This window comes from Pseudomonas sp. 22526, from assembly GCF_052044735.1.
Taxonomy (GTDB): Bacteria; Pseudomonadota; Gammaproteobacteria; order Pseudomonadales; family Pseudomonadaceae; genus Aquipseudomonas; species Aquipseudomonas piscium.
In genome coordinates this window covers 51669-72932 of sequence record NZ_JBQENK010000006.1, presented here as the reverse complement: position 1 = coordinate 72932, position 21264 = coordinate 51669, and the positions used below count along the sequence as shown (strand labels likewise).

General features: G+C 62.1%; 23 protein-coding genes, 1 pseudogene and 1 riboswitch. Of the genes and pseudogenes, 11 read left to right on the top strand and 13 right to left on the bottom strand.

Annotated elements, in window-relative coordinates; genetic code table 11:
• Positions 1-190: 190 nt before the first annotated feature.
• From ACTJKT_RS10850 to ACTJKT_RS10840, 3 genes are all read right to left on the bottom strand, one after another.
• Positions 191-1873 carry a fatty acid--CoA ligase gene (locus ACTJKT_RS10850; protein WP_440787092.1) on the bottom strand — a complete coding sequence of 561 codons (1683 nt, stop codon included), beginning with the start codon at positions 1871-1873 and terminating at the stop codon, positions 191-193.
• A gap of 257 nt (positions 1874-2130) precedes the next feature.
• Complete coding sequence (locus ACTJKT_RS10845; RefSeq protein ID WP_440787091.1) at positions 2131-3231, bottom strand: hypothetical protein; 1101 nt, start codon at positions 3229-3231, stop codon at positions 2131-2133.
• Between the two features lie 136 nt (positions 3232-3367).
• The gene (locus ACTJKT_RS10840; RefSeq protein WP_440787090.1) at positions 3368-3997 is read right to left on the bottom strand and encodes a LysE family translocator; all 630 of its coding nucleotides are present in this window, start codon (positions 3995-3997) and stop codon (positions 3368-3370) included.
• Positions 3998-4079: 82 nt separating this feature from the next.
• Here ACTJKT_RS10840 and ACTJKT_RS10835 point away from each other — a divergent pair, with 82 nt between their 5' ends.
• The 3 genes from ACTJKT_RS10835 to ACTJKT_RS10825 all read left to right on the top strand — a co-directional run bounded on the left by ACTJKT_RS10835 (position 4080) and on the right by ACTJKT_RS10825 (position 6925).
• Positions 4080-5045: a 2-hydroxyacid dehydrogenase gene (locus tag ACTJKT_RS10835; protein ID WP_440787089.1), complete on the top strand. Its 966-nt coding sequence runs from the start codon at positions 4080-4082 to the stop codon at positions 5043-5045.
• A 33-nt stretch (positions 5046-5078) separates the two neighbouring features.
• Positions 5079-6077: a methyltransferase gene (locus ACTJKT_RS10830; RefSeq protein WP_440787088.1), complete on the top strand. Its 999-nt coding sequence runs from the start codon at positions 5079-5081 to the stop codon at positions 6075-6077.
• Positions 6078-6128: 51 nt separating this feature from the next.
• A riboswitch (yybP-ykoY riboswitch) is annotated at positions 6129-6252 on the top strand.
• Positions 6253-6340: 88 nt separating this feature from the next.
• Positions 6341-6925 (top strand): TMEM165/GDT1 family protein, encoded by a 585-nt coding sequence (locus tag ACTJKT_RS10825; protein ID WP_440787087.1) that lies wholly within the window; start codon positions 6341-6343, stop codon positions 6923-6925.
• Between the two features lie 77 nt (positions 6926-7002).
• Here ACTJKT_RS10825 and ACTJKT_RS10820 read toward each other — a convergent pair whose 3' ends face one another.
• Positions 7003-7818, bottom strand: a complete 816-nt coding sequence (locus tag ACTJKT_RS10820) for a M48 family metallopeptidase (protein WP_440787086.1) — start codon at positions 7816-7818, stop codon at positions 7003-7005.
• A 168-nt stretch (positions 7819-7986) separates the two neighbouring features.
• On the opposite strand from ACTJKT_RS10820, the pseudogene ACTJKT_RS10815 reads away from it, so the two are divergent.
• A pseudogene (locus ACTJKT_RS10815) lies at positions 7987-9375 on the top strand (HAMP domain-containing protein); the annotation flags it as partial.
• Between the two features lie 12 nt (positions 9376-9387).
• A complete protein-coding gene (locus ACTJKT_RS10810; RefSeq protein ID WP_371356879.1) occupies positions 9388-10230 on the top strand; it encodes a methyl-accepting chemotaxis protein in 843 nt (280 codons plus the stop codon).
• A 161-nt stretch (positions 10231-10391) separates the two neighbouring features.
• On the opposite strand, the gene ACTJKT_RS10805 is transcribed toward ACTJKT_RS10810, so the two are convergent.
• Genes ACTJKT_RS10805 through ACTJKT_RS10795 form a run of 3 tightly spaced genes read right to left on the bottom strand, consistent with a single transcriptional unit; the run spans position 10392 to position 11499 of the window.
• Positions 10392-11012 (bottom strand): SOS response-associated peptidase, encoded by a 621-nt coding sequence (locus tag ACTJKT_RS10805; RefSeq protein ID WP_440787085.1) that lies wholly within the window; start codon positions 11010-11012, stop codon positions 10392-10394.
• Between the two features lie 34 nt (positions 11013-11046).
• A complete protein-coding gene (locus ACTJKT_RS10800; protein ID WP_440787084.1) occupies positions 11047-11307 on the bottom strand; it encodes a putative signal transducing protein in 261 nt (86 codons plus the stop codon).
• A gap of 9 nt (positions 11308-11316) precedes the next feature.
• The gene (locus tag ACTJKT_RS10795) at positions 11317-11499 is read right to left on the bottom strand and encodes a CPXCG motif-containing cysteine-rich protein (RefSeq protein WP_009050767.1); all 183 of its coding nucleotides are present in this window, start codon (positions 11497-11499) and stop codon (positions 11317-11319) included.
• 139 nt (positions 11500-11638) lie between these two features.
• Between ACTJKT_RS10795 and ACTJKT_RS10790 the strand changes: the two genes are divergently transcribed.
• On the top strand, positions 11639-12808 hold the full coding sequence (locus tag ACTJKT_RS10790) for a 1-acyl-sn-glycerol-3-phosphate acyltransferase (RefSeq protein ID WP_036997981.1): 1170 nt from the start codon (positions 11639-11641) through the stop codon (positions 12806-12808).
• 97 nt (positions 12809-12905) lie between these two features.
• Here the strand turns inward: ACTJKT_RS10790 and ACTJKT_RS10785 are convergent, their stop codons facing one another.
• Positions 12906-13193, bottom strand: a complete 288-nt coding sequence (locus ACTJKT_RS10785; RefSeq protein ID WP_440787083.1) for a hypothetical protein — start codon at positions 13191-13193, stop codon at positions 12906-12908.
• Between the two features lie 187 nt (positions 13194-13380).
• On the opposite strand from ACTJKT_RS10785, the gene ACTJKT_RS10780 reads away from it, so the two are divergent.
• Positions 13381-13587: a hypothetical protein gene (locus ACTJKT_RS10780; protein ID WP_009050770.1), complete on the top strand. Its 207-nt coding sequence runs from the start codon at positions 13381-13383 to the stop codon at positions 13585-13587.
• A 141-nt stretch (positions 13588-13728) separates the two neighbouring features.
• Here the strand turns inward: ACTJKT_RS10780 and ACTJKT_RS10775 are convergent, their stop codons facing one another.
• Entirely contained in the window at positions 13729-14313 is a 585-nt protein-coding gene (locus ACTJKT_RS10775; RefSeq protein ID WP_009045547.1) for a YajG family lipoprotein, read from the bottom strand.
• 206 nt (positions 14314-14519) lie between these two features.
• Between ACTJKT_RS10775 and ACTJKT_RS10770 the strand changes: the two genes are divergently transcribed.
• Together ACTJKT_RS10770 and mqo are read left to right on the top strand one after the other, a co-directional pair.
• Positions 14520-14753, top strand: coding sequence for a hypothetical protein (locus tag ACTJKT_RS10770; protein WP_440787082.1), 234 nt, complete (start codon positions 14520-14522; stop codon positions 14751-14753).
• Positions 14754-15486: 733 nt separating this feature from the next.
• On the top strand, positions 15487-16998 hold the full coding sequence (mqo, locus tag ACTJKT_RS10765; protein ID WP_440787081.1) for a malate dehydrogenase (quinone): 1512 nt from the start codon (positions 15487-15489) through the stop codon (positions 16996-16998).
• 134 nt (positions 16999-17132) lie between these two features.
• Here mqo and ACTJKT_RS10760 read toward each other — a convergent pair whose 3' ends face one another.
• The 4 genes from ACTJKT_RS10760 to ACTJKT_RS10745 form a co-directional block, all read right to left on the bottom strand.
• Entirely contained in the window at positions 17133-17420 is a 288-nt protein-coding gene (locus ACTJKT_RS10760) for a PA4642 family protein (protein WP_081359831.1), read from the bottom strand.
• Positions 17421-17483: 63 nt separating this feature from the next.
• Complete coding sequence (locus tag ACTJKT_RS10755; RefSeq protein WP_440787080.1) at positions 17484-17969, bottom strand: hypothetical protein; 486 nt, start codon at positions 17967-17969, stop codon at positions 17484-17486.
• A gap of 148 nt (positions 17970-18117) precedes the next feature.
• Positions 18118-18591, bottom strand: coding sequence for a WbuC family cupin fold metalloprotein (locus ACTJKT_RS10750; RefSeq protein ID WP_440787079.1), 474 nt, complete (start codon positions 18589-18591; stop codon positions 18118-18120).
• Positions 18592-18594: 3 nt separating this feature from the next.
• Positions 18595-19152 carry a hypoxanthine-guanine phosphoribosyltransferase gene (locus tag ACTJKT_RS10745; protein ID WP_007928381.1) on the bottom strand — a complete coding sequence of 186 codons (558 nt, stop codon included), beginning with the start codon at positions 19150-19152 and terminating at the stop codon, positions 18595-18597.
• 165 nt (positions 19153-19317) lie between these two features.
• Between ACTJKT_RS10745 and upp the strand changes: the two genes are divergently transcribed.
• Both upp and ACTJKT_RS10735 read left to right on the top strand, forming a co-directional pair.
• Positions 19318-19956: a uracil phosphoribosyltransferase gene (gene upp, locus ACTJKT_RS10740; protein WP_440787078.1), complete on the top strand. Its 639-nt coding sequence runs from the start codon at positions 19318-19320 to the stop codon at positions 19954-19956.
• A gap of 2 nt (positions 19957-19958) precedes the next feature.
• Complete coding sequence (locus ACTJKT_RS10735) at positions 19959-21233, top strand: uracil-xanthine permease family protein (RefSeq protein WP_097305022.1); 1275 nt, start codon at positions 19959-19961, stop codon at positions 21231-21233.
• The last annotated feature ends 31 nt before the right edge of the window (positions 21234-21264 follow it).

Genomic DNA, 21264 nt, shown 5'->3' with positions numbered 1-21264 from the left:
ACTATAGCCAGCAGGTGGTACGGCTTGATCCCTCTAAAGTGTGATTTGCAGCCTCCAACCACTCTGGAACGGTCCTTTCGCCAGTCCGGCAAATGCCGGCACGGCAAGGATGGCTGAAAATTCGGATTTGACAAGGCAAGCGCTTGCTTGGTGGGCTCTACCGTGCCCTTTCGGGCACGGTAGGAGGTGTTTACAGCGTCGAAAGAAAGGTGCTGTTGTTGGCCTGCCATTCGGTGATGTCGAGGCGGATGCGCTTCTTGTCGAGCTTGCCGACACTGGTCTTGGGAATTTCAGTAACAAGGGCGATCTGGCTGGGAATCGCCCACTTGCTCAAGTGTCCCTGTTCGACAAACGGCTTGAGATGCTCCTTGAGCTCCTTGGCCTCGATTGCATGCCCCTCGCGGACCACCAGCAAGGCAAACGGGCGCTCGCCCCACTGCGGATCGGGAATACCCACCACTGCTACTTCGCGTACCGCCGGATGCCGGCTGATCAGGTCTTCCAGGGCCAGGGACGATACCCACTCGCCTCCGGTCTTGATCACATCCTTGATCCGGTCGCGAATATCGATCACGCCCATGCCGTCGAGGGTCGCTACGTCGCCGGTGTGCAGCCAGCCGCCTTCCCACAGTTCCGCGCCCTTCTGCGGCTCGTTGAAGTAGCCTTCGGTCAGCCAGGGCGCGCGCAGCACCAGCTCACCCTGGGTCTCGCCATCGGCCGGCAGGAAGTTGCCGTCGCCATCGACAATCGCCGCCTCCACCAGAGGCCCGGGCACGCCGGCCTTGATCCGGTAGGAGGTGCGCTCGTCCTCGGTCCCCGCCAGCAGCTCTTCGTTGAGGTGGGCGCAGGACACCAGCGGCCCGGTTTCCGACATGCCATAGGCCGCCGTCAGTTGAATGCCCTTGGCCTTGGAGGCTTCGTACAGTGCACGGTTGAGCGCGCTGCCGCCGATGACGATCTTCCAGCCGCCGAAATCCGTGCCCTGGGCCGCCTTGGCATTGAGCAGCATCTGCAGGATGGTCGGCACACAATGGGAGAAAGTGACCTGTTCCTTGCGCCACAGCTCCACCAGGAGTTCCGGGTCGTAACGGCCGGGATAGACCTGCTTGAGGCCGAGCATGGTCGCCACATAAGGCAGGCCCCAGGCATGCACGTGGAACATCGGGGTAATCGGCATGTACACATCGCTGGTGCCCAGCAGGCGCACGCTGTCGATGCTGCCCATGATCACCGCCACGCCCATGGTGTGCAGCACCAGTTGGCGGTGGGTGAAGTACACGCCCTTGGGATTGCCGGTGGTGCCGGTGGTGTAGAAGGTGGTGGCCACCGAGTTTTCGTCGAAGTCCTCGAAGGCGTACTGGGTGCTGGCAGCGGCCAGAAGCTGCTCGTATTCGCCCACCAGGTTCGGCAGGTCGGCGCTCTGGTCCGGGCCGTCGGTCAGCAGCAGGGTTTTCTCCACCGTGGTCAGTTGCCCGGCGATCGCCTGGTAGAGCCCGACGAACTCGCTGTTGACCAGCACGAAGCGGTCCTCGGCGTGGTTCATGGTGTAGAGGATCTGGTCCGGCGACAGGCGCACGTTGATGGTGTGGATCACCGCGCCGATCATCGGGATGGCGAACATGCACTCCAGGTAGCGATGGCTGTCCCAGTCCATCACCGCCACGGTATCCCCGGCCTTGACCCCGGCAGCCGTCAACACGTTCGCCAGCCTGGCCACGCGCTCAATCAGGGTTGGGTAGCTGTAACGCAGTTTGTCCCGGTAAACGATTTCACGGGTCTTCTCGTAACGGGTGCCGGACATCAGCAGCCGCTTGATCAATAGCGGGTATTGGTAAGCGCCTTCGGCTGGCGGAATAACGCGAGTCTGCAACATAAGCATCCCTTTTCGTGACTGCACGGTCGTGGCTGAAGAACGCTCACTCTAGAGCGCCGCTGGCTCTGCCAAATCAGCCAAAGGAATGATTTGCAGGGCCGTACGAATGCTAGCTCCAAGCCAGCATTCGTGCGACCGGGGATCAAGCCCGCCTGCCTTGGTAGGAATGCCCTCACAGGAGCGTCAAGCCGTTTGCTCGGCAAGCCTTTTGCGGGAATATCTCGGCGCCCTGAATCAGTTCAAGGCACCAGGTCCCATTACTTAGCCACGTGTACGGGCCCGTGCGGCTGCAACTGCTGTTGCAGGTAGTGGCGCAGGCGTTTTTCCACATCGCGGTTACTCGGCCTGGGCAACCCGGTCGGCCATTCGCCATGCGCCAGCGCGCGAATCGGCGCCTGCTGGCCCATGCCCCGGCGCTGGATCTGGCGCAGCCCCTGATCCCACCAGACGTGGCGGCAAGCCTCGACATAGGGCGAGAACGGGCCGCAGCTGCCATACAGCAGGTCGCGCCCGACCTTTTGCATGTCCTTGTTCTGCCGCCTCAAGTAGAACTTGATCCGCGAGCGCTGGAACAGCGACGGCAAGGGTTTGCGTCGTGGCACCTCGCGCTGCATGCGCAGCAACTCCGGCCGGAAGGCTTCGCCGTGACGCTGGAAGAACAGCGCCTGCATGGCGTGGAAGAAGTCCTTGTCGGAGAAGTAGTGATAGATGCAGTTCTTGCTTTCGCCCACGGATTGACCGCGCAAGGCAAATGACAGGGCAATCTGTTCCAGGGTGTGCAGGTCCTTGATGTGCGCGCTCCACTCATCGATCAAGGCAATCGAGGCCTGCATCAACGGACCGTCGCCAGCCGTCAGGCCACAGACCCCGCTGTTGAACAGGCGCTGGTCGTCGGGTACCGACTGACCGCTGGTCTGCAGATAGCGATCGAGCTTGACGAACTGTGGGCGGGCGCGGACTTCGGACCAAAGGAACTCGACTTCATCGATCAGGTACTGGCCTGGCGCGATGCGGTCAAACAGCCGCTGCGGATCGGCCTCGAACAAGGTGTCGGTATCAACAAACAGAGTCTTGTCCGCCAGCGCGAGCCCCGCGGCAAAGGCACAGGCCTTGCGCCGATGGTAGTAGCCCTGGTCACCCTGCCACTCGATCAGCGTTTGCCCACTCAAGGGCACCACTTGCACCGGCCAGCCGTGGTAATCCTCGGGACGGTCGGTCATGACCCGGATCACCAGCGGCTCGGCACCCTTGTTCTGATCGAGGGCCGTCAGAATGCTGAATTTCGCTTCATGGCGATAAACCTCTTTGCCGCCATAAACCAGATAGAGCAACTGCTGCGGTACTTTTTGTATCGTCATCAAGCGTCCGGTCTCGCGCGTTCTCCGGACGGTCAAGGGGCTCGACCTGCCGGAGTGGCATAAAAGCGGACGATTGTACGATTAATCCCAATTAACGATCAGAAATATCCGACCAACCTGGACGAGAAAGACCGACTCAATGCATCTCGGTAAAGGCCAGCTTCACTCCGATGGCGATCAGCACCGCGCCCATGGTGCGGTCGAACCAGTGGCCCATGCGGGCAAAACCGGCACGGACTTTCTGCTGGCTGAACAGCAGCGCCACCAAGCAGAACCAGATAGCCGTTGCCGCCGCCAGATACACGCCGTAACCGGCCTGGATGGCCAAGGGCGTGTGCGGATTGATGACCACGGTGAACAGCGACAGGAAGAACAAGGTCGCTTTCGGGTTCAGGCCGTTGGTCACGAAACCGGAAGTGAAGGCGCCGCGCGCAGTGCGCTCGCCGGTTTCCAAATGCAGGTTCTCGGTAGCGGGCTTGGCCGGCTGCGCCCGCAGCGCCTTGTAGCCGATGTACAGCAGGTAAGCGGCGGCAGCCCATTTCAACGCGTTGAACAGCACGATCGACTGCGACACGATCAGGCCGATGCCCAGCAGCGAATAGCCCACGTGCAGGAAGATCGCGGTGCCAACACCCAATGCCGTCCAGGTGCCGGCGCGGCGGCCGTGGGTCACGCTTTCGCGCACCACGACGGCGAAATCAGGGCCCGGGCTGGCCACGGCAAGCAGGTGAATAAGGGCGACGGTCAAGAACTCGGCGAGGTACATGGACACTCCTGTGTATCTAATTATTTCATCTGTTAGGCTCGGCAGATTACGCCTTCAGACCCTCGTGCAAAAGGTACAGTTGATGACTAACAATCGCCGCGCCGTCTTCCTCGACCACAGCTCCCTGGACCTCGGCGATCTCGACCTCGGCGTGCTGCGCCACAGCTTCGGCGAACTGCAACTGCATGACCGGACCAACCCCGAACAGGTGGTCGAGCGCCTGCGGGGCGCCCAGGTGGCGATCAGTAACAAAGTGCTGCTCAACGCCGAAACCCTGGCCGCCTGCCCCGAGCTGAAACTGATCCTGGTGGCCGCCACCGGCACCAACAATGTCGATCTGGCCGCCGCCCGCTCCCAAGGCATCACAGTCGCCAACTGCCAGGGCTACGGCACGCCATCGGTGGCCCAGCACACCCTCATGCTGCTGCTCAACCTCGCCACCCGCCTCGGCGATTACCGCCAGGCGGTCAGTGACGGTCGCTGGCAGCAGGCCCGGCAGTTCTGCCTGCTGGACTTCCCCATCGTCGAACTGCAAGGCAAGACCCTGGGCCTGCTGGGCCATGGGGAGCTGGGTGGCGCCGTCGCCCGCCTGGCCGAAGCCTTCGGCATGCGCGTGCTGCTGGGGCAGATTCCCGGCCGCCCGGCCCGCCCTGACCGCCTGCCGCTGGATGAATTGCTGCCGCAGGTCGATGCACTGACCTTGCACTGCCCACTCAACCAACATACCCGGCACTTTATCGGCGCCCGGGAGCTGGCCCTGCTCAAGCCCCAGGCCTTTGTGGTCAACACTGCCCGTGGCGGCCTGATCGACGAGCAGGCCCTGGCCGACGCCCTGCGCCGCGGTCACCTGGGCGGCGCGGCCACCGACGTGCTGAGCGTCGAGCCGCCGACCGCAGGCAACCCGCTGCTGGCCCCTGACATTCCGCGGCTGATCGTGACCCCACACAACGCCTGGGGCAGCCGCGAAGCCCGGCAGCGTATCGTCGGCCAGCTGGCGGAAAACGCCCAGGCGTTTTTCAGCGGTACAGCGCTGCGGGTCGTCAGTTGATAAACTGCGCCACTTTTTTCCCAGGAGCAGTTTATGGATCCGCGCAGTGAAGTACTGCTTCGTCAGGCTGACTTGTTTCAAGGCTCGCTGCTGCTGGCCGGCCTGCCCGCCGATGACCTGCTCGGCCGCCTGCCGGCCGCTCATGGCTGGTGCTGGCATGCCGGCGATCAGGCCGCCCTGGATGCCCGCTTCGCCGGGCGCAGCCACTTCGGTGTGACCGCACCCGAGCAAGGCTTTGCCAACGCCGTGCTGTTCCTGCCCAAGTCCAAGGAGCTGACCGACTACCTGCTCAACGCCCTCGCCTCGCGCCTGGCCGGGCGCGAGCTGTATCTGGTCGGGGAAAAACGCAGCGGCATCGAACGCGCGGCCAAGCAGCTCAACCCTTTCGGCAAACCGCGCAAGCTCGACAGCGCGCGGCACTGCCAGCTGTGGCAAGTAACGGTAGACAACGCGCCACAAGCCGTCAGCCTGGAAAGCCTGGCCCAGGAATATGAACTGCCGCTGACTGAAGGGCCGCTGAAAGTGGTCAGCCTGCCGGGAGTGTTCAGCCATGGTCGCCTGGATCGCGGCAGCGCCCTGTTGCTGGAACACCTGGACAAACTGCCCAGCGGCCACCTGCTGGATTTCGGTTGCGGCGCCGGGGTTCTGGGCGCGGCGATCAAACGGCGCTACCCGCATAACAGCGTGACTATGCTTGATGTCGATGCCTTCGCCGCTGCCAGCAGTCGCCTGACCCTGGCCGCCAACGGCCTGGAAGCCGAGGTCCTGACCGGTGACGGCATCGATGCCGCGCCCATGGGTTTGAACACCATCCTGACCAATCCACCCTTCCATGTCGGGGTCCACACGGACTACCAGGCCACAGAGAACCTGCTACGAAAAGCAGCCAAACATCTGAAAACGGGTGGCGAACTCCGGCTGGTAGCCAACAGCTTCCTGCGCTATCAACCGCTGATCGAAGAGCATCTCGGCCCCTGCTCGATCAAGGCCGAAGGCCAGGGTTTTCGCATCTACAGTGCCAAGCGCGGCTGAAAATCTTTTTGCAAAAGAACGCTTGCCGAATGGATTTTGCCTAGGCAGAATCCGCTCCGTCCTAGGGGAGTAGTCTCCCGCGAGCGCCACGCTCGCCCGGCATGCGTCAACATACTTGATCCTCAGATCATGGCGCATGCGACCCAAGAGTCCGCACAGACGGACCGCAGGGTTTGACAAGACCTATGACACGCACACCTTACCCGGGGCGGGAAGGCTGTACGTGTCATAGCCGTGTCGACCCGCCCCTTAGGAATGCCCTGATGCTGGATTCTCTACTTGTTCCCACAGCGATCGTTGCCTTGGCCGAAATCGGCGACAAGACGCAACTGCTTGCCCTCATTCTCGCCGCGCGCTTTCGCAAACCCTGGCCGATCATCGCCGGCATCGTCGCCGCGACCCTGGCCAACCATGCGGCAGCCGGCGCGGTAGGCGCCTGGTTCGGCAGCTTCTTCTCGGATGCGACCTTGCACTGGATCCTCGCCGCGAGCTTTGCCGCGACCGCGCTCTGGACCCTGGTGCCAGACAAGATGGATGACGACGAAGCCAGCACCGCCCGCAAGTTCGGCCCCTTCCTGACCACGCTGATCGCGTTCTTCCTCGCTGAAATCGGCGACAAGACCCAGATCGCCACCGTCATGCTCGCGGCGCAATACCCGGAACTGTGGCTGGTGATCATCGGCACCACCGCCGGCATGCTGATCGCCAACGTCCCGGTGGTACTGGCCGGCAACTTCGCGGCGGAGAAACTGCCCCTGACCCTGATCCGTCGCCTCGCGGCTTCGGCGTTCTTCATCCTGGCCATCGTCGCGGTGTACAAGGCCATGCAAAGCAGCGGCTGGGTGTAAAGGCATGCGCCACGGCTTTGCACCGTGGCGCTCCCATCGCGAGCAAGCTTCGCTCCTACAACGACGCCGCCGGAAGATCAGGGCTTCTTGGCCTGCTGGTACAACGGCATCACCTTCGGAATCGCCGCTTCCAAGGAGGAAATACGACTGCCGGACGCCGGGTGAGTACTGAGGAACTCAGGTGGCGCGCCTTCCGAGGCCTTGCTCATCTTGTTCCACAGGGTGATGGCCGCGTTCGGGTTGTAGCCGGCGCGGGCCGCCAGCTCCAGGCCGATCAGGTCGGCTTCGTTTTCATTGCCGCGGCTGTTGGGCAGGGTCATCAGCAAGTTGACCCCGTTGTCGCCCACGGCGACTGCTTCCTGCGGTGCGCCGGCGATCAGGGCGATCTGCTTCAGCGCACTGACGCCGTAAGCCTTGGACATCGCTTCGCGACCGTGCTCGCGCAAGGCGTGGGCGATTTCATGGCCCATGACCGCGGCGATTTCATCGTCGGTCAGTTGCAGCTTGTTGATCAGCCCGGTGTAGAAAATGATCTTGCCGCCAGGACCGCAGTTGGCGTTGAGTTCGTCGCTCTTGATCAGGTTGACCTCCCAGTTCCATTGCGCGGAATCCGGGCGGAAGACCGGGGCCTGGGCAATCAGCCGATTGGCGATTGCCTGGATGCGCTTGGCATTGGCGCTGGACTTGTCCAGCACGTTCTTGCTGTTCGCTTCGCCGATCGTCTGCTGATAGGACTGCGCGTAGGACTGGTTGACCTCATCGCTCGACAGCATGCTGAACATGTACTGCTTGCGATCGACCCCGACGGCGCCGCCGCTGGTGGTGTTGACCGACTGGCAACCCGACAGCAGCAACGCGGCGGTGAGTGCACCCAAAACCTGCTTCTTACTCATGAAAACGCTCCCTGAAAACATGGCGCGTATCCTAGGCTCAGTTGTGTATCGACGCCAGATACAACGGACGTGTAGCACGCTGTTTTCAGCTACAGGCCAGCGTAGGAAAAAATTCACAGAACCCTCCCCGCCGCGCCCGACAACGGCCGGCAGCTGTCCATTTGCGACATGCCAGCCTACAAAACAGTCATTTTTCCGATCCTCGCTCATGGTCGGCGAGGGCCTTGCCGATACAGCGGGGCAGACGTCATTCCTGCGTCCGGAGCCCTTATGAAATTCAAGTCGATCCAGTTTTCCGTGGCCGCCCTGGCCGGTGCCATCGTCCTCAGCGTGGTCGTTGCCCTGGTGCTGTACGCCCTGTTCGCCGGCGCCCGGACCCAGGAGATGGTGCAGCAGCAAACCCAGGCCCAGTTCGAGCAAGTCATCGAGCAGCGGCTGGTCGGGCTGGCACAGACCCAGGTCAGCCAGATCCAGCGCGAACTCGAGGCGCCCCTGCTGATCGCCGGCGGGCTGGTGCGGGTCAACGCACTGATCGGCAGCAAGGGCGCGGATGGCAATCCACAGCTCAATCTCAGCCGCGAACAGTTGATCAGCCTGATCAAGGAAAACGTCGCGCAGAACCCGAAGATTCTCGGTGCCTATATAGGCTGGGAAAAGAACGCCATCGACCATAACGACAGCGCCTATGTCGACACCAAGGTGGTGGGTATCGATGCCAGCAACGGGCGCTTCCTGCCGTGGTGGTTCCGCAACGAAGACGGCAGCCTGGGCCTGGACAAACTGGTGGACGTGGACGACCAGAAAGTCCTGTCCACCGGCGTACGCGCCAGCGAGTACTACCTGTGCTCCAAGGAAAGCAAGAAATCCTGCGTGATCGACCCGGCGCCGTACAAGGTCGGCGACAAGATCGTCATGCTCGCCTCCTTTATTGAACCCATCCTGCTCGACGGTGCCTTCCAGGGCATAGTCGGCGCCGACCTGTCGGTGAACTTCATCCAGGAAATGCTCCTGGGCGCCAACCAGAAACTCTACAAGGGCGTGGGCGAAATGGCCCTGATCGGTGGCAATGGCCGGCTGGTGGCCTACACCAAGGACCCGAGCAAGTTCGGCGAAAAGGTCAGCGACATTCTCGACAGCGAAGAAGTCGCCAAGCTGGGCAACCTCAAGCGCGGCGAAGTGAACTACAACGTCGATCAGGCCAACGGGCGGATCGAGCTGTACCTGCCGTTCGGCATCGGCCAGACCGACGCCCGCTGGACCCTGATGCTGCAACTGCCGCTGAATGCCGTTATGGCCGACCTGCAGAAACTACAGAACGACCTGGCCGAACAGCGCCAGGCCGACACCTTCGGCATGGCCATGGTCGGCCTGATTATCGCCGGCCTCGGCCTGCTGGTGATCTGGCTGGTGGGCCACGGCATCGCCCGTCCGCTCAAGCAAATGGTGGCCATGCTCGACGATATCGCCCAGGGCGAAGGCGACCTGACCCGCCGCCTGAGCAGCGACCGCACCGACGAACTGGGTTCGATCGCCAAGGGCTTCAATACCTTCCTGGCCAAGCTGCAGGCGATGATCAGCCAGGTGGTGACCTCGGTGCAGAGCGTCAGCGACTCCTCCGAACACACCGCCGATATCGCCATTCGCACCAACCAGGGCGTGCACAAGCAGATGGCCGAGATCGACCAGGTAGCCACCGCGGTGCATGAGATGACCGCCACCGCCCAGGACGTGGCCCGCAACGCGACCCAGGCCGCGCAAGCCGCCAACCATGCCGACCAGGCCGCCAGCCAGGGCATGCGGATCGTGCGCGACACCTCGACCGCCATTGGCGCCCTGGCCGTGGAAATCGGCCGGGCGGTGGGCGTCGTGCAGACCCTGGCCAAGGACAGCGAGAACATCAACGCGATCCTGATCGCCATTCGCGGCATCGCCGAGCAGACCAACCTGTTGGCCCTCAACGCCGCCATCGAAGCCGCCCGCGCCGGCGAACAGGGCCGCGGTTTTGCCGTGGTGGCCGACGAAGTGCGCAACCTGGCGCAGAAGACCCAGCAGGCGACCGAAGAAATCCAGTCGATGATCCAGCAGCTGCAGCAAGGCACCCGCGATGTGGTGCGGGTCATGGAGGACAGCCAGAACCGCACCGACGAAAGCGTGCAGCACGCGGCGAAAGCGGCCGAGGCCCTGGAAACCATCACTCAGGCCGTGTCGGTGATCAACGACATGAACACCCAGATCGCCAGCGCCGCCGAAGAGCAGAGCGCCGTCGCCGAGGACATCAACCGCAACGTGATCAATATCGGCCAGGTGGCCAACGAAGTGGCCGGTGGCGCCGACGAATCCAGCGCGGCCAGCGCCGGCCTGACCAAGCTGGCCGAGCAGCAGCGGCGCCTGATCAATCAGTTCAAGGTGTAGGTGACCGACCGGAACGGTTGCAGCGACCTTCCTGGCGTCGAGGGCCTTCGGCCCTATNAGCCCGGCATGGACTCTGTAGCCGCTGCCGCAGGCTGCGCTCGAGCGCGAAGCGCTCGCTGAATCGGGCCACACGGTTCCAGGCCAAAGCCACAAGCCCGGCATCAACCCGGGGTCAGGCATTCCGGGGCATTGAGCTTCGGATCGTTCACCAGGTTGGCCAGCACCCGCTCGCGCAAGGCGGCCGGCGGGCTGGCCAGCAAGGCTTGCAGCACCGGCAAGGGCGTCTGTGGGTCGAGCCAGGCTTCCTGGCTCTGGGCATCGAGGATCAATGGCCGACGCTGACTGGCCGCCGGCTGGGTGACCACCGCGGTGCTCAGCCAGACCTGTTCCTGCACCGGATAGGCCTCCCAGATCGCCGCGAAGAACAGCGACGAGCCCTCCCCCGGCGTCAACCAATACGGGCGCTTGCGGGTGCCGCCACGCCATTCGTAAAAACCGTTGGCCGGCAGCAGGCAGCGGCGCTGGCGAAAGGCTTCGCGAAACATCGGCTGTTCGGCCAGGGTTTCGGCACGGGCATGGGCGGGGGTGCGCGACAGATCGGTCAGCCAGGGCGGCGTCAGCCCCCAGCGGGCGCGGGCGAGGTTGCGCTGGCCGTCGTCGCTGCGCAGGATCAGCACCGAATCGTTGGGCGAAATATTCCACTGCGCCTGCTGATCCGCCGGAAATCCGGGCAAGGCGGCAAACGCTTGGTTCCAGCGAAACAGGGCATAACGTCCACACATGGGGCAAACAACTCTCGGAAAATCGGCGGCCAGCCTAACAGATCAGCACGCCGGCATGATTGGCCGGTTCGTCACCGGGCAGCGGCAGCGCGGCATTGTACGCGGCGATCAGTTCCCGAGCGTATTGCGCCTGGTCGTTATCCACCGCCAGCCCGAGCAGGCCGAACGCCGGCAACTCCCCGGTGCCGCCGAGCAAATCCCGCCCCACCAGATGCGCCTCGACCCCTTCACTGGCCAGCATGCCCTGGAACAACTCCCCTTCCAGCAGGTTTTCCGGTTCGTAGATTCGCTGCATATAACCCCCTCACTCGTTTTCGCTGTGCACCTCGAGCATCCATTCCTCACCGTCGGTCTGCAGCGTGAACACAATGGGCCGGCAACAGACCGGACAGTCCTCGATGTACTGCTGATCGCCCCCGGACAGGTCCAGCACGGCCTCGGCCTCTTCACCGCAGTAGGGACATTGATAGCGCTCGGTTTCCAGCATCGCGGCCTCCGGAGTGACTTGTGCGTATAATCGCCGGTCTATTTGCAGGGCTATTGAGATCTGAGCTTACTTTTCAGACCGCGCCCGGCTATTTTTCGATCCAAACCTTTTCTTACCTAGCCGTTTCCAACAAGAGAGCATGATGGGCGAATTCGATGCCATCCGACCTTACGACGACAGTGAAGTACCAGCGGTGCTGGCTCGACTGCTCGGCGACAAGGCGTTTCTAGATATCCTCACCCACTTCCGCTTCCCGCGCTTTGCCGGCGCTTTCGGCTGGCTGCTCAAACCCCTTATAGCTCATCGGCTGCGTCGAGAGTTCGCCGCGGTCACTTCGGTGGCGACCCTGCAGGACAAGGTCGAGTTCTACGTCGACCACACCATCGAACGAGCCACCGACGGTGTGACCTACACCGGGGTCGAGCAATTCAAATCCGGCAGCGCCTACCTGTTCATCGCCAACCACCGCGACATCGTGATGGACCCGGCCTTCGTCAATTACGCGGTGTACCACGCCGGATTGCCGACCCCACGTATCGCCATCGGCGACAACCTGCTGCAAAAGCCCTTCGTCAGCGATCTGATGCGCCTGAACAAGAGCTTCATCGTGCACCGTTCGATCACCGGGCGCCGGGAAAAGATGGCTGCTTATCAGCTGCTGTCGGCCTACATCAACCACTCGATCCGCAACGATTGCGCATCGATCTGGATCGCCCAGGCCGAAGGCCGGGCCAAGGACGGCGACGACCGTACCGAGTCGGCGATCCTCAAGATGTTCCACATGAGCCGCAAGGACGAGCCGTTCGGCGAGGTCATCCAGTCGCTGAACCTGACCCCGGTGTCGATCAGCTACGAATACGACCCTTGCGACCAGGCCAAGGCCCGCGAGCTGTATATCCGCGCCACCACCGGCAGCTATACCAAGGCTCCGGGCGAGGACGACATCAGCATCGCCAAGGGCATCACCGGCTATAAAGGCCGGGTCCACGTGAACTTCGCCGCGCCGATCAGCGAGCTCTTCGAGGATACCAAGCAATTGGCGGTGGAGATGGACCGGCAGATCCTCGGCGGCTACCGCCTGTTCCCGGTGCATTACCTGGCCTACGCCCAGTGGAGCGATGCCGACCCGGCGTTGCAGGTTCCGAGCGCGGCCCAGGTGTTCCCGGCGGACGAACTGGCCAAGGCCCAGGAAGAGTGGCAACGGCGCCTGGACGCCTGTCCGGAGGAACATCGCCCGTACCTGGTGCTGCAATATGCGACACCGGTACGCAATCAGTATCGGGTCAAGGCGGGACTGGCCTTGCCATAACGCTTACCGCACACAACAACGGCGCCTTCGGGCGCCGTTGTCGTTTCTGTACTTTGATTGCGAGCAACGTCCCTTGTAGGAGCTAGCTCAAGGCCTATCAGAACCGCGTGCTGATCCACGACACCAGCAACGCCAGCCCCAGACAGGCAAAACCGAAGCGGTAGAAGAAGCGGTTCATGCGCAAGGTCGCATCGTCCAGTACCTGCGCCGGCACTTCCTGGGAGCGGGATTGGCCCTGGGCGGCCAGATTGGCCAGTGCGCGCTGCTCGCGACGTCGGGTGGCGTGCAACAACCAGCTGCCGGGAAAGGCGAACAGCAAGGCAAGAATATTGATCAGCTTGGCGGGGTGGGCGCTGACCAGCGACCAGATCAGTTGCAGCGACATCACAAACCTCGAATGAAACCGGATAACGAGCCCTGGCGGCTCGCGGCGCGGATTTTACCCAAAGGCCCACTTTCTGCCTGGGCTTTCCGACAGATAACAAGCCGTCGGCCGGTTAATTCGCCCTGTCATACGTTCGTCATCTAAACAGGCCAGTCTGGCGCCCCTCGAAACCGACACGGAGCTTGTCATGCTGCACGCAGAAAACCAGGATCGCCTCTACCTGATCGCCCCCAGCGACGAACAGGAAGCCTTGGTCGGTGGCCTGGCCTTCAACGTCCAGGACCGCCACTGGCTGGTGTATTGCGCCCTCGGCGGGCACCAGCATGCCGACCTGCCGGAAACCGATCTGCTGACAGGGGTCAGCGTGCTGGATTTTTACGTCGAGGCGGCGTGAGGCCAGGCTCGAAACAAATCGACAGCCAATAAAAAAGCCCGGTTTCCAATGGAACCGGGCTTTTTTATGTACGGCGTTTAGGGCGTCAAGCAAGGCCCTTCGGGCCTTATCGCAGCCTGCGGCAGCGGCTACAGGCTCAGATTATTCGCCGAGGATCTGGCCGATGCTCGGGTCCTTGAACAGACGGGTCAAGGCATCGCTGAGTACGTCGCTGACCAGCTTGGTATTGGTTTCCTGGTTCGGCGCCATGCCGAAACGCTGGTCCAGGGACGCACCGTAACGACCGCTGTAGCGGCGGTTGGCGTTCTGCACATCGGAGCGGAAGGTCGCGCCGATGGTGGCCTCAGTCACGTACAGGCCTTCCTTGGGCGACTGATACTTCAGCTCGGCCAGGGTCACGGTCAGCTGCGGAGCATTCAGCGCGTTGGCGGTCGGGGTAAAGCCCAGCAGGCGTACCGCGGCTTCGGCCTGGGCCTGCAGCTTCGGCAGGATCTGTGCGCCCTGGACGGTAATCGCGCTGGTTTCAGGGTAAAGCCCGCCGCGGGTACCCAGGGTTGGCGACGGACGGCCATCGACCACTTTCACCACCACGGGCTGGCCATGGCCGACCGGCGCGAGCTGAGTGGTGAGCTTAGGTTCCGGGCTGAGTTGTTGCGGACTATGGGCGCAGCCAGCCAGCGTCAAACTGGTCACAGTGATCAAACCGAACAACAGGCGTTGCAACATACTCATTTCTCCAGAAATCAGGCACAGACAGGCCCGCAGTATAGCGGTGCACAAGGACGGCAAACCAGCGCCAGGCATGACTTAGTCAAGACTCAGACAGGTCCCGTACAAGTGGGCTCCTGTAACCTGCCGTTCACTCGCAATACATCATGATGTAACGGCTCAAGGGTATTTTTATCGTCAATGACACATTCAGGTACCTGGTCATGAACTTCCTCCGCTCGTTGTTCGCCCCGCGTCAACAGTTTCGCAGCTTCGCCCTGTTGGACAGCCAGGGACGCTGCCAGGCTTTCAAGCACTGCCTGATGGCCCCGATAGGTGAAGGCTGGGTGGAAATCCAGGAGATTCGCCTAAACTGGCTGCACCAGCCGCTGCCCGCCAGCGCCCGTGTCAGCCCACGCATTGCCCGTGCCCGGGTGCAACCAATGATGGCCACCTGACCAAAAGCCTAATAAAAGTCATTAAACAGGATCATTTCTGCGCGTTTCTTCGTTACAATCTCCCCCCGATTATAAGGACGTCTCCTGATCGGGCCTCGCAGCATCGCTGATGCATCAGCATCAGCTCCCCCGCATTGCCCACAGAGAGCCGCCCACACAGATCGAGTGAAGCCGGCGTGCTTGCTGTTCATCTTGCAAACCACCGCTTTTCGCGCATCTGCAGAGCTGCCATTGCTCGGCCACTGAGCTGTTCGCCCGTTAATGCCACGTGCTCCATGTCGGCATTCACCCCTCGGGCCGGTGCCAGGCTTGGACAGCCCTTTTTTGAGGTTCACGTCTTCAAAAGAGCGTGAAAAAACGGGTTTTCACAACTTCACAAGAGTGTGGCGAGCAAATGAATAGTTTTGCGTCTGTACTGGCACCATTAGCGTCTACAACAGCCCGATTACACAGGACCGAGCACGCCTCAGATACTTGCGCTTGAAGCCTGTCCGCTACGGATTTGGTTGCACAAACGGACTCTCGGCCATAAGTCGAATTGCCTGCCCTGCCCTGACATGCGTTCATACGCGGATCAGGCCCGGTTGGTAGCGTCCGTCGAAGTTGCAAAAAATTGCGAAGATTCGGACATGGCGATCCTGGCCATGAGTGACCTGGGGCATAACGTGAACCGCCCTGTAACTCCTGGCAGCTATGCCGTCAATTTGGTGCTGCAGATTTTGGAGACGCGTTAATGGCGCATAACGAAGCAGTAGACGTCGTATTGGTTGGGGCCGGCATCATGAGTGCCACCCTCGCTGTACTGCTCAAAGAGCTCGACCCCGCGATCAAGCTGGAAGTCGTCGAGCTGATGGATTCGGGTGCCGCGGAGAGTTCCAACCCGTGGAACAACGCCGGTACCGGCCACGCCGGCCTCTGTGAGCTGAACTACACGCCACAGGCCGCCGACGGTTCCGTCGATATCAAGAAAGCCGTGCACATCAACACCCAGTTCGAGGTGTCGAAGCAGTTCTGGTCCTACCTGACCAAGAAAGGCACCTTCGGCTCGTCCAAGTCCTTTATCAGCCCGGTGCCGCACCTGAGCTTCGTCCAGGGCGACAGCGGTGTGTCCTTCCTGAAAAAGCGCTATGAAGTGCTGAGCAAGCACCACGCTTTCGCGGACATGGAATACACCGAAGACAAGGCCAAGATGGCCGAGTGGATGCCGCTGATGATGCCGGGCCGCCCGGCTGACGAAACCATCGCCGCCACCCGCGTGATCAACGGCACCGACGTCAACTTCGGCGCCCTGACCAACCAGCTGCTCAAGCACCTGACCAGCGCACCCGATGCCCAGGTCAAGTACTGCAAGCGCGTGACCGGTCTGAAACGCAACAAGGACAACGGCTGGACCGTCAGCATCAAGGACGTCAACAGCGGCAACAGCCGTGAAGTCGACGCCAAGTTCGTGTTCCTCGGCGCTGGCGGCGCGGCCCTGCCGCTGTTGCAGGCTTCGGGCATCGAGGAAAGCAAAGGCTTCGGCGGCTTCCCGATCAGCGGCCAGTGGCTGCGTTGCGACAACCCGGAAGTGGTCAAGCACCACCAGGCCAAGGTCTACAGCCAGGCTGCGGTCGGTTCGCCACCGATGTCCGTGCCGCACCTGGACACCCGCGTGGTCGATGGCAAGAAGTCCCTGCTGTTCGGACCTTATGCCGGCTTCACCACCAAGTTCCTCAAGCACGGCTCCTTCATGGACCTGCCGATGTCGGTTCGCGCCGGCAACATTGGCCCGATGCTGGCCGTGGCCAAAAACAACATGGACCTGACCAAGTACCTGGTCAGCGAAGTGATGCAGTCCATGGAGCAGCGCCTGGAATCCCTGCGTCGCTTCTACCCTGAAGCCAAAGCCGAAGACTGGCGCCTGGAAGTGGCCGGCCAGCGGGTGCAGATCATCAAGAAAGACCCGAAGAAAGGCGGCGTGCTGCAGTTCGGCACAGAGCTGGTCGCGGCCAAGGACGGCTCCCTCGCCGCCCTGCTCGGCGCTTCGCCGGGCGCCTCGGTGACCGTCTCGATCATGCTGGAACTGATCGAGCGCTGCTTCCCGGCCAAGGCGGCTGGCGAGTGGGCCAGCAAGCTCAAGGAAATCTTCCCGGCCCGTGAAAAGGCCCTGGAAACCGACGCCACGCTGTACCGCAAGATCAACAGCGAGAACAACGTCAGCCTGGAGCTGGTCGAGCAGAGCAGTGAAGCCGAAAGCTACGCTTAAGCCGCGCTCATGAAAAACGCCCCGCTCTCTTGGAGAACGGGGCGTTTTTTTATGGGCTTTTGCTTCCAGTACCTGGCAGATACACCGCGCGGACCGGATCGCGAGCAAGCTCGCTCCTACAAAAGAGCGGGTTTTCAGCCGCGGGCTTTTTCGATCAGCTCGATGTAGTCGGCGGCGTTGCGCTGGTCCTGGATCAGGGCCACGAAGTCCTTGCCGTGTTCGTCCTTGCCGTCCAGGTCGTAGCCGGCCTCGACGAAGAACGCCAGGAAACGCTCGAAATCGTCGATACGCAGGCCACGATAGGCCTTGATCAGCTTGTGCAGGGACGGCGAAGTGGCGTCGGCCGGCTCGAAATCGAGGAACAGTTTGATCTGCGCATCGCCGATCTCGTCACCAATCACTTGTTTCTTATCTTTACGCATTGCCGACTCCAGCTCGCAGACATTTCACGGGGCAGGCAGTTTACCCCCAGGCCGCGTCGGGCCTCAACGCGAGCGTACCGCACCAGTGTGCAGATCGGCCCAGATGTGGCCGTTGGCGTAGCTGAGGAACTGGCAATACACCGTATCGTTGCGCAACAGGTCCATCACCACCCGATACTGGGCCAATGGATAGAACAGCGTGAGGGTCTTGCTCTTGTCGTCGAACTGCGGCTTTTTCAGGCTTTTGCTCTCGCCGTCGAAGTTCACCAGCACCTGGCTGATGGTCGCGCCCTTGTTCAGCGGCTTGCCCTTGAGGCGGATCAACAGCGGCGAGGTGACCGGGATCGGTTGCTGGTTGGACTGGCGCTGGCTGCCGATGACCACCGAGTACTCGGTGACCTGCAGCAGCTGTTGCTGCTCGGGGGCGGCATCACGCAGGGTCAGGTCATCAGGCGGCAGGAACTGCCCGTGCATGGGCGCCGGGGCGGCGGCCAAAGGAAGACTCAGGGTCAGAAGAAGGGCCGCGCTACTGCGAATCGACAGGCTCATGAAGGACTCCATGCAAGGGTGATGCACTCTAGCATGGGTTTTCCTTTCCGCCCTGTAGTCCCTGTAGCCGCTGCCGCAGGCTGCGATAGGTCCGCAGGACCTCNCTCGATCGCAGCCTGCGGCAGCGGCTACAGGAGCGAGGTTGGGCTCAGTCGAACTGGGCGCGCATCCAGGCCTGGTATTCGGCCACGCCCGGCTCACCCTCGCGGGGCGCCCAAGCGGCCAATTCACCTTCGCCGACCGGGCGATAAGGCCCGGCCTTGCACTCGAACATCAGGCTATCGGGCTCAAGCACCACCAGGCCGTGATAGACGCCGACCGGCAGGTCGACGCCCATGCAATCACCACCCGCCTGCAGCACACGCTTGCTCAGCACCTGACCGGCGTCGTCGAAAATCAGCAGGCCCAGGCGCCCCTTGAGCACCAGCAGGGTCTCGGCCTTGTCGTCACTCAGGTGACGATGGGGCGGGATGTAGGTGGATGGCTGCAGCCCCACCGCCATGCGGTGACAAGGCTCCTGCATCTGATGGAAGTTGTGGTGATGACGACCACGGGGGCTGGCCGAGGCCTTTTCGGCCAGCTCGGCAAACAGCGACTGATCCAGAAAGCTCGGCTCGCTCATGATTTACATACCCTTGACGGCAAAGATGCCGGCAGCGTTGCGCCAGTAACCCTTGTAGTCCATGCCGTAACCGAAGATGTAGCGGTCCACGCATGGCAGGCCAACGTAGTCGGCTTTCAGGTCGGGACGGGCCTTGCGGTCGTGGTCCTTGTCGATCAGCACGGCAGTGTGCACCGCACGGGCGCCAGCATGCTTGCAGAAGTCGATGATCGCGCCCAGGGTATGACCTTCGTCGAGGATGTCGTCGATGATCAGCACGTCACGGTCGATGAAGGACACTTCCGGCTTGGACTTCCAGAACAGCTCGCCGCCGCTGGTTTCGTTGCGATAGCGGGTAGCGTGCAGGTAGGAAGCTTCCAGCGGGAATTTGAGATGGGTCAGCAGCTTGCCGGAGAAGATCAGGCCACCGTTCATCACGCAGAAAACCACCGGATTGCGCTCCGCCAGTTGTTCATTGATTTGTGCACCGACTCGGGCGATGGCCGCCTCGACCTCAGCTTCGGTGTACAGGCAGTCAGCCTCGCGCATGATTTGACGGATATGCTCGAGATCAGCGGACATGGCGCTCTCCAGGGGGTGGCAGTTTCGGAAAAGCGAGCAAAGGTACGCATCCGGCCCGGTCAGATCAAGCGTTTCTGGACTAACGTACTTAGATGTCTATAGGACAACACCCTCGGATAGATTAATCTAGGCCGGTTTTTTTGCCCGCCGCCGGAGCCTTTCCCTATGCCCATCCGTGAGATCCGCCATCCGCTGATCCGACACAAACTTGGCCTTATGCGCCGCGCCGACATTAGCACGAAGAACTTCCGCGAGCTCGCTCAGGAAGTCGGTGCCCTGCTGACGTACGAAGCCACCAAAGACCTGCCGCTCGAATCCTATGAGATTCCGGGCTGGTGCGGCCCTGTCCAGGTCGAGAAGATCGCCGGCAAGAAGATTACCGTGGTGCCTATCCTGCGCGCCGGTATCGGCATGCTCGAAGGCGTGCTCAGCCTGATCCCGGGCGCCAAGGTCAGCGCCGTGGGCGTGGCCCGCAACGAAGAAACCCTGCAGGCGCACACCTACCTGGAAAAACTGGTTCCGGAAATCGACGAACGCCTGGCCATGATCATCGACCCGATGCTCGCCACCGGCAGCTCCATGGTCGCGACCATCGACCTGCTGAAAAAGGCTGGCTGCAAGGACATTCGCGCCATGGTGCTGGTCGCCGCCCCCGAAGGCATAGCAGCCGTCGAGAAAGCTCACCCGGACGTGACCATCTACACCGCTTCCATCGATCAGAAACTCAACGAGCACGGCTACATCATCCCGGGCCTGGGCGATGCCGGCGACAAGATCTTCGGCACCAAGCAGAAGGACGCCTGAGCATGCAGGATGAGTTCAACGATCCGCTCTGGCGCCAGGTGCTGTCTGGCGCGCAGATGCTCTTCGTGGCCTTTGGCGCGTTGGTGTTGATGCCGCTGATTACCGGTCTCGACCCCAACGTGGCGCTGTTCACGGCGGGTCTCGGGACTCTGTTGTTCCAGCTCGTGACCGGGCGCCAGGTGCCGGTATTCCTGGCCTCCAGCTTTGCCTTCATCACCCCGATCATTCTCGCCAAGGGCCAGTTCGGCCTGGCCGCGACCATGGGCGGCGTGATGGCGGCCGGTTTCGTTTATACCTTCCTGGGCCTGGCGGTGAAGATCAAGGGCACCGGTTTCATCGACCGGCTGCTGCCGCCGGTGGTGATCGGTCCGGTGATCATTTCCATCGGCCTGGCCATGGCGCCGATCGCCGCCAACATGGCGATGGGCAAGGCCGGCGACGGCACCGAGCTGATTCATTACCAGACGGCGATGATGATCTCGATGCCGGCGCTGCTGACCACCCTGATCGTCGCGGTGTTCGGCAAAGGCATCTTCCGCCTGGTGCCGATCATTTCCGGCGTTCTGGTGGGCTTTGCCTTGTCGTTCTACTTCGGCGTGGTCGATACCGCGAAGATCGCCGCGGCGCCCTGGCTGGCCCTGCCGCACTTCACCGCGCCGGAGTTCAACTGGCAGGCGATCCTGTTCATCGTCCCTGTGGCCCTGGCACCCGCCATCGAGCACATCGGCGGGGTGATCGCGGTCGGCAGCGTGACCGGTCGCGACTACCTGAAGAAGCCTGGCCTGCATCGCACCCTGTTCGGTGACGGCATCGCCACCACCGCTGCCGGCCTGTTCGGCGGTCCGCCCAACACCACCTACGCCGAAGTGACTGGCGCGGTAATGCTGACCAAGAACTACAACCCGAAAATCATGACCTGGGCGGCGATCTTCGCCATCAGCCTGGCGTTCATCGGCAAGTTCGGCGCACTGCTGCAAAGCATTCCGGTACCGGTGATGGGCGGGATTCTCTGCCTGTTGTTCGGTTCGATCGCGGCGGTGGGCATGAACACCCTGATCCGTCACAAGATCGATCTGGGCGAAGCCCGCAACCTGGTGATCGTTTCGGTGACCCTGGTGTTCGGGATTGGCGGGGTATTGATCGGTACCGGCACCGGTCCGGACGACTTTGGCCTGAAAGGGATCGCCCTGTGCGCTATCGTCGCAATTGCGCTGAACCTGATCCTGCCGGGCAACGATGGCTGGAAGAACAAGAAGGCTGACGAGCCGCTGATCTGAGATCGGTGTCAGTCGGAACATCTATCGCGGG